The sequence below is a fragment of the Candidatus Phyllobacterium onerii genome (assembly GCF_028331445.1).
Lineage (GTDB): Bacteria > Pseudomonadota > Alphaproteobacteria > Rhizobiales > Rhizobiaceae > Phyllobacterium > Phyllobacterium onerii.
The window spans coordinates 1-343 of the sequence record NZ_JAQMHX010000053.1; the positions used below are offsets into that span (position 1 = coordinate 1).

Annotated in this window: 1 protein-coding gene; it reads left to right on the forward strand. The window is 59.2% G+C overall.

Annotated elements, in window-relative coordinates:
• Positions 1-340 (forward strand): NAD(P)(+) transhydrogenase (Re/Si-specific) subunit beta (locus PHA01_RS29165; protein ID WP_271899731.1); only part of this gene is annotated, 340 nt, incomplete at its 5' end.
• Positions 341-343: the final 3 nt, after the last annotated feature.

The following is a 343-nucleotide window of genomic DNA, read 5'->3' on the forward strand; positions in this document are numbered from 1 at the left end:
CGGGCACATGAACGTGCTTCTGGCCGAAGCCAATGTGCCCTACGATGAAGTGTTCGAGCTCGAGGACATCAACTCGGAATTCGCCCAGGCCGACGTCGCCTTCGTCATCGGGGCCAATGACGTGACCAACCCGGCCGCCAAGACCGACCCGAAATCGCCGATCTTCGGCATGCCGATCCTCGATGTCGACAAGGCGGGCACCGTGCTCTTCATCAAGCGCGGCATGGGCTCCGGTTATGCCGGCGTCGAGAACGAACTGTTCTTCCGCGACAACACCATGATGCTCTTCGCCGACGCCAAGAAAATGGTCGAAAATATCGTCAAGGCACTCGACCACTGACAG